The 6140-nt window shown below is 74.6% G+C and carries 8 protein-coding genes; 6 read left to right on the top strand and 2 right to left on the bottom strand.

The genetic code is table 11. The features are described 5' to 3' along the window. Together AOK09_RS31235 and mycP are read left to right on the top strand one after the other, a co-directional pair. A partial coding sequence (locus tag AOK09_RS31235; protein ID WP_055590594.1) for a hypothetical protein occupies positions 1–499 on the top strand: 499 nt, incomplete at its 5' end. Beyond that, positions 496–1710 (top strand): type VII secretion-associated serine protease mycosin, encoded by a 1215-nt coding sequence (gene mycP, locus AOK09_RS31230; protein WP_079063579.1) that lies wholly within the window; start codon positions 496–498, stop codon positions 1708–1710. The genes AOK09_RS31235 and mycP, both read left to right, overlap by 4 nt. On the opposite strand, the gene AOK09_RS31225 is transcribed toward mycP, so the two are convergent. Next, positions 1682–2767 carry a serine hydrolase gene (locus AOK09_RS31225; RefSeq protein ID WP_107101506.1) on the bottom strand — a complete coding sequence of 362 codons (1086 nt, stop codon included), beginning with the start codon at positions 2765–2767 and terminating at the stop codon, positions 1682–1684. The genes mycP and AOK09_RS31225 overlap by 29 nt on opposite strands. 114 nt (positions 2768–2881) lie before the next feature. Between AOK09_RS31225 and AOK09_RS31220 the strand changes: the two genes are divergently transcribed. Next, positions 2882–3628 (top strand): SseB family protein, encoded by a 747-nt coding sequence (locus AOK09_RS31220; protein WP_055590593.1) that lies wholly within the window; start codon positions 2882–2884, stop codon positions 3626–3628. Positions 3629–3694: 66 nt separating this feature from the next. Here AOK09_RS31220 and AOK09_RS31215 read toward each other — a convergent pair whose 3' ends face one another. Next, positions 3695–4048 (bottom strand): DUF1844 domain-containing protein, encoded by a 354-nt coding sequence (locus tag AOK09_RS31215; RefSeq protein WP_055590592.1) that lies wholly within the window; start codon positions 4046–4048, stop codon positions 3695–3697. 435 nt (positions 4049–4483) lie between these two features. On the opposite strand from AOK09_RS31215, the gene infC reads away from it, so the two are divergent. The 3 genes from infC (at position 4484) to rplT (ending at position 6004) form a co-directional block, all read left to right on the top strand. Continuing rightward, positions 4484–5188: a translation initiation factor IF-3 gene (infC, locus tag AOK09_RS31210; RefSeq protein WP_055590595.1), complete on the top strand. Its 705-nt coding sequence runs from the start codon at positions 4484–4486 to the stop codon at positions 5186–5188. Between the two features lie 118 nt (positions 5189–5306). After that, positions 5307–5501 carry a 50S ribosomal protein L35 gene (rpmI, locus tag AOK09_RS31205; protein ID WP_055590591.1) on the top strand — a complete coding sequence of 65 codons (195 nt, stop codon included), beginning with the start codon at positions 5307–5309 and terminating at the stop codon, positions 5499–5501. 107 nt (positions 5502–5608) lie between these two features. Then, complete coding sequence (gene rplT / locus AOK09_RS31200) at positions 5609–6004, top strand: 50S ribosomal protein L20 (protein WP_055590590.1); 396 nt, start codon at positions 5609–5611, stop codon at positions 6002–6004. Positions 6005–6140: the final 136 nt, after the last annotated feature.

The raw sequence follows: 6140 nt of genomic DNA, 5'->3' as shown, positions 1-6140 counted from the left end.
CCCGTGCACCCCCGCCCTGCTCGGCCGCGGGCTGTACGACGCGCTGGCCCCCGTCGGCTGCGCCCGGCTGCTCCGGACCACCTACACCGATCTGGCGCGCACCCGGCTGGTCACCGTGGGCATCGCCGTCACCTCCGCGGCAGGTCCCTCGGCGGCCGCCCGCTTCGCCCGCGGCTGGGAGCGCCACGGCACCGGCCGCCGGGCCGCTCTGACGCCGCCTCCGGCCACCGGACCGGCCGACTCGGCCGCGGCGTGGACGGCCCGGCCCGACCCGGCCGGTCCCTGGCTCGTCTGGTCGGTCTCCGCCTTCGCCGACGGACGGCGGATCGCCCACCCCCTCCCGGCCGGCGGTCCCCCCGGCGATCCGCACGACCCCCTGGTGGAGGCCGGTCTGCCCCTCGCGGCCGAGGGGCTGGCCGCCCGGGTCTCCGACGCGGTCGGCACCGCCCTCGGCGGGGCCCTGCACGAGCACCGCCCCTCAGCGGCCGCCGCCCGATGACACCCCGTCGGAACTCCCGGACCCGGCTGGCGGCGGCCGCGCTGCTGGCCGGCGCACTGCCGGCGCTGACGGCGGCCCCGGCTGCGTACGCGGACACCGCCCGGGACCACGAGTGGCCGCTGCGCACCCTCCACGCCCGGCAGGCATGGCACACCACCCGGGGGGAGGGGACGGTGGTCGCGGTGCTCGACACCGGGGTGGACCCGGGCCAGCCCGACCTCACCGGCCAGGTGCTCCCCGGCCGGGACATGGTGGGCGTCGGCGCCCGCCCCGGCGACCGCACGTGGGCGCGCCACGGCACCGGGATGGCGGCGATCATAGCCGGGCACGGCCATGGGCCCGGCCGTACCGCGGGGGTGCTGGGGATCGCCCCGGCCGCCCGGATCCTCCCGGTGCGGGTCATCCTGGAGGACGCCGACCCCCGGCGCTCCCAGGCCCGCAGCCGTCCGGGCAACACCCTGGCGGCGGGCATCCGCTGGGCGGTGGACCACGGCGCGGACGTGATCAACATGTCGCTCGGCGACGACAGCGGCGAGGCGCACGCGGACCCGGGGGAGTACGCCGCCGTGCAGTACGCCCTGCGCCACGGGGTGCCACTGGTGGCGTCCGCGGGCAACGGCCGCCGCAACGGCGACCGCTCCTCGTACCCCGCCGCCTACCCCGGGGTGATCGCCGTCGCCGCGGTGGACCGGGGCGGCGACCCGGCGGGTTTCTCCACCCGCCGCTGGTACACCGCCGTCGCCGCCCCCGGCGTCGACGTGGTGATCGCCGACCCGGACCGCCACTACTACGAGGGCTGGGGCACCAGCGCGGCCGCCGCCTATGTCTCCGGCGTGGTCGCGCTGCTGCACTCGGCCCGCCCCGGGCTGAGCCCCGCCCAGATCCGCACCGTGCTGCAGCGGACCGCCGCCGCCCGGCCCGCCGGGGGGCGCAGCGACGCGGTCGGTGCGGGCGTGGTCGACCCGGTGGCGGCGCTGGCCGCCGCGGTACGCCTGCGGCCCGAGCCGGCCGTGCCGCGGCCGGTCCCGGCCGCGGACAGGGGGACCGGGGGAGCCGTCCGGGCGGCGGCGCCCCCGCCGCGCACCCGCCCCGGCGCGGCGTGGTCCGGCCGGCTGCGGATCCCGGCGGGGGTCTGCCTGCTGCTGCTCGCCGTACTGCTGCGGCGGCGGGCGCGCAGGGACCTCAGGCGTGTGTCCCCAGTGCCCCGGTGAGCGCCCCGGCGGCGGCCGCGGCGGCCGCCTCGACCAGTGCGATGCCCTGCTCCTGGGTGGCGTTGCCGTCGGAGAGCACCGCGATCAGCAGCTGACGGCCGTCGTGCCGCACCTCGCCGATGCTGTTGACCACCCACAGGCCGGTGGCGGAGCGCGGCAGCCAGCCGTTCTTCAGCCGACAGGTGCTTCTGTCGTCGGCGGCCGCGGAGACTCCCCAGTTCTGGTCGCTCTCCACCAGTCCCATCTGGGTGCGCAGATAGCCGCGGGAGTCGGCGTCGAGCGGGGAGCCGGCGCCGAATATCGCCCTCAGCAGCCTGACCTGGTCGACGGCGGTGGTGGCGGTCAGTCCCCAGTGGCCGGCGGCTCCGGCGGCGGTGGAGGTGAGGCCGAAGGCGCGGTTGGCGCGGTCCAGGCCGGACGCACGCCCTATCCGGGTGTAGAGGGCGTCCGCGGCGCTGTTGTCACTGTTGGTGATCATGGCATTGGCGTCGGCCAGCTCCGCCGCGGTCAGCTCGCGGCCCGCCTGCTGGGCCTGGAGCAGCAGCGCGGCCAGGATGTCCACCTTGGCGATGCTGGCGGTGGCGAAGCTGTGCCCGGCGGCGCCGTAGTGCGCCGTCACCCCGCTGGAGAGGTCCTCGACGGCGACGGACAGCAGGCCGTGGGCCCCGGCGGCCGCCTTCCGGACGGCCTGGGCGACGGCGTCCGCGGCCGACCCGGACGTGTCCCGGGTCGAGGGCGCGGCGGAGACCCGGGCGGCGTCGTGCGTCGGCAGCCCGGTGGGGCCCTGCGCGGTGGCCGAGGGGGCGGCGCCGGCGGCCAGGGCGGGGCCGCCGCCGGACATGCTGGAGGAGGACGGGGCCGCCGAGGCCCGGGCCGAGGAGGACGGGGCCGCGGAGGCGTGCCCGCCGGTGCCGCGCGCGCCCGGCCGGTCGCGGGAGATCTGCAGCACCGTCCCGCAGCCGAGGGCCACGATGCCCACCAGTGCCGCGGTGCGCAGCACCCCGCCGGGCCGTCTTCGGGGTCGGCCGCCGCTCGGGCGCCCTGCCGGGACCAGCATCTCCGGGCTCCTTCCGCTCGTGCGCACGACGTTAGGAAGCCCGTCTGCGAGAAGGCTGAGAGGAGAGTGAGCGCCGCCTGAGAAGGCGCTCGGAGCGTCGCATACCCTCAATGCGTGGAACGCAAGAGCATCCCGGATCCCGGTTTCTCCGGAGACGACGGCGGAGCCGACCCCCGGCTGGCCGCGGCCCTGGCCCGGTGGGCCGACGACCCCGCCGCAGCCGAGCCCGGGCTGCTCGCCCGGATCGGCGGCGCCCGCCTGATGGTGCCGGTGGTGGCGCTGCTGGGCGAGGTGGAGACAGGGCCGGACAACCTGCGGCGGGAGAAGACCAGCGATATGGCGGTCCCCGTGGTGGAGGCCCCGGACGGGCGGCGGGCGCTGCCCGCCTTCACCTCGCTGGAGTCCCTGGCACGCTGGCGGGCGGACGCCCGCCCGGTGCCGGTGCACGGCCGCCAGGCCGTCCTGGCCGCCTACTCGGAGCGCGCCGACACGCTGCTGCTGGATCCGGCGGGCCCGGTCCCATACCAGCTGACGGGTGCGGCCATGAGGGCGGTCGCGGAGGGGCGGGAGTACCTGCCGCCGGCCCGTGACCCCGAGGTGCTGGCGGTGCTCCGCCGGGTGGTCGCCGCCGAGCCGGCGGTGCTCAGGGCGTATCTGCAGCCGGCCGAGCAGACCGACGCGGTGCTGGCGCTGGTTCCGGAGCCGGGGGCGGCGCAGGACGCGGTCCGTGCGGCGACGCAGCGGATCGCGGACGCCCTGGCCGGGGACGAGCTGCTGAGGGTGCGGCTGGACCGCGGTCTGGACCTGGCCCTGCTGCCCGCCTCGGCGAACGTCGCCGGGGAACCGCTCCTCAGCCGCTGACCCGGGCGGGCCGGTCCGCGCGGGGGACGCCGCGGCGGGCGTCCCCCGGCCGGGGGACGGAAGGGCTCAGGCGTAGACCGGGCCGGTGTACTTCTCGCCCGGTCCCTGACCCGGTTCGTCCGGCACCAGCGAGGCCTCACGGAAGGCCAGCTGCAGCGAGCGCAGCCCGTCGCGCAGCGGCGCGGCGTGGAAGCTGCTGATCTCGGGGGCGCTGGCGGTCACCAGGGCGGCCAGCGCGGTGATCAGTTTGCGGGCCTCGTCCAGGTCCTTGTGCTCCTCACCGTTCTCGGCGAGCCCGCACTTCACGGCGGCGGCGCTCATCAGATGCACGGCCACGGTGGTGATCACCTCGACGGCGGGCACGTCCGCGATGTCACGGGTGGCGTCGTCCTCGGGGGTGGGGTCAGGCTGGGTGCTCATGTTCTCGCTTGTCTCTGCGGGTGAGGGCTCTCCCCGGGAGCGTACGCGCAGGGCCGTGGAATAACGCCGAGGCCCCGGACGCTGCTATGATTCCAGACTGACCGGCCTGACACCCAGGTGTCCGGCCTACAAGTGGAGGCTCCACGTACAGGGATCCCGATTGGGACGCCCAGTCAGTCTCCCACCCGATCGTCCTCCGGGTCGACGGGTTCCGGTCCGCGGTCGGTGCCCTTCGGGGTGCCTTCGCCGCCATGTCGCCCCGCGCGAGCTTGCTCGCGAGGGCGCTTCCGGTTGTTGTGGAGCCCCGCCTGTGCACCGTGCGGGGCTTTTTTCGTGTCCGCGGTGCGTGCCCTCCGACAAGGCGCGCAGCGCAGCACGGATGAAGCTCCGCCCGGTGAGTCGAGTCGACACGTGCGACCGCCGCCCGACGGCCGCATCGGAAACAGGTGCAACCGAGGAGGCCCCATCAGCACCGAGCCCCGCATCAACGACCGGATTCGCGTCCCCGAGGTGCGACTCGTCGGTCCCAGTGGCGAGCAGGTCGGCATTGTGCCGCTTGCCAAGGCGCTGGAGCTCGCGCAGGAGTACGACCTCGACCTGGTCGAGGTCGCGGCGACCGCAAGGCCGCCGGTGTGCAAGCTCATGGACTACGGCAAGTTCAAGTACGAGTCGGCCATGAAGGCCCGTGAGGCGCGCAAGAACCAGGCGCACACGGTCATCAAGGAGATGAAGCTCCGGCCGAAGATCGACCCGCACGACTACGACACCAAGAAGGGTCACGTCGTCCGGTTCCTCAAGCAGGGCGACAAGGTCAAGATCACGATCATGTTCCGCGGTCGTGAGCAGTCCCGCCCCGAGCTGGGCTTCCGACTGCTGCAGCGGCTCGCGGACGACGTCCAGGAGCTGGGATTCGTCGAGTCCTCGCCCAAGCAGGACGGCCGTAACATGATCATGGTTCTCGGTCCGCACAAGAAGAAGACCGAGGCGATGGCCGAGGCCCGCGAGGCCGCCGCCGCCCGCAAGGCCGAACGTCAGGGCCGCACCGCCACTGCCGAGTCCCCCGAGGACGCCGAGGCCGAGGATGTCGTCGAGACCTCCGACGCCGAGGAGTCGGCAGAGGCCCAGGCTCCGGCAGAGTAACCAGCAGTACCTCGGTACCGGGGCGACCCGCCCCGGCACCCGAAGATCCATCCCAGCGCTCCCCGTCTGCGCCCGACATGTGCGGGCGGGGGCGGACCGACGAGGAGAGTACGGCGACATGCCGAAGAACAAGACGCACAGCGGCGCCAGCAAGCGCTTCAAGCTCACTGGCTCCGGGAAGGTGCTGCGCCAGCGCGCCGGCCGCCGTCACCTGCTCGAGCACAAGCCGTCCACGCTGACCCGCCGCCTGGCCGGCACGGTCGAGATGGCCCCGGCCGACGCCAAGAAGATCAAGAAGCTTCTCGGCAAGTGATCGCGCCCCGCCCGGCTGCGCCGGTGCGGGAACCCGCCGATCCTTCCCGACCTATTCGAATGCGGACCGCGTGAAGATGTCCGCGGTCCTACCCAAGGAGTAATGCAGTGGCACGCGTCAAGCGGGCAGTCAACGCCCACAAGAAGCGCCGGGTCATCCTCGAGCGGGCCAGCGGCTACCGCGGCCAGCGGTCGCGCCTGTACCGCAAGGCGAAGGAGCAGGTCACCCACTCTCTCGTCTACAACTACAACGACCGCAAGAAGCGCAAGGGCGACTTCCGCCAGCTGTGGATCCAGCGGATCAACGCCGCCGCGCGTGCGAACGGCATCACCTACAACCGCTTCGTCCAGGGTCTGAAGGCCGCCAACATCGAGATCGACCGCAAGATGCTGGCCGAGCTCGCGGTGAACGACCCGGGTGCCTTCGCGTCCCTGGTCGAGGTCGCCCAGAAGGCGCTGCCGGCCGACGTGAACGCCCCCAAGGCCGCCGCCGACGCCGCCTGATCCAGGCAGCCGCCTGATCCCAGGCACAGAGCAGACCCGCAGGTGCGCCCCGCGCGCCTGCGGGTCCTGCTTTGCGCCCGTCCCGGCCCCCCTCAGAAAGCGCCATGGCTACCACCGACCGCCCCGAGCACGGCCC

The sequence above is a fragment of the Peterkaempfera griseoplana genome (assembly GCF_001418575.1).
Classification (GTDB): domain Bacteria; phylum Actinomycetota; class Actinomycetes; order Streptomycetales; family Streptomycetaceae; genus Peterkaempfera; species Peterkaempfera griseoplana.
This window is presented reverse-complemented; position numbering and strand designations above follow the sequence as displayed.

What these genes read in the sequence shown, in the direction of transcription:
- mycP (WP_079063579.1), top strand. Translation starts at nt 496, where the DNA reads ATGACACCCCGTCGGAACTCCCGGACCCGGCTGGCGGCGGCCGCGCTG.
- AOK09_RS31225 (WP_107101506.1), bottom strand. Translation starts at nt 2,767, where the DNA reads ATGCTGGTCCCGGCAGGGCGCCCGAGCGGCGGCCGACCCCGAAGACGG.
- AOK09_RS31215 (WP_055590592.1), bottom strand. Translation starts at nt 4,048, where the DNA reads ATGAGCACCCAGCCTGACCCCACCCCCGAGGACGACGCCACCCGTGAC.
- rpmI (WP_055590591.1), top strand. Translation starts at nt 5,307, where the DNA reads ATGCCGAAGAACAAGACGCACAGCGGCGCCAGCAAGCGCTTCAAGCTC.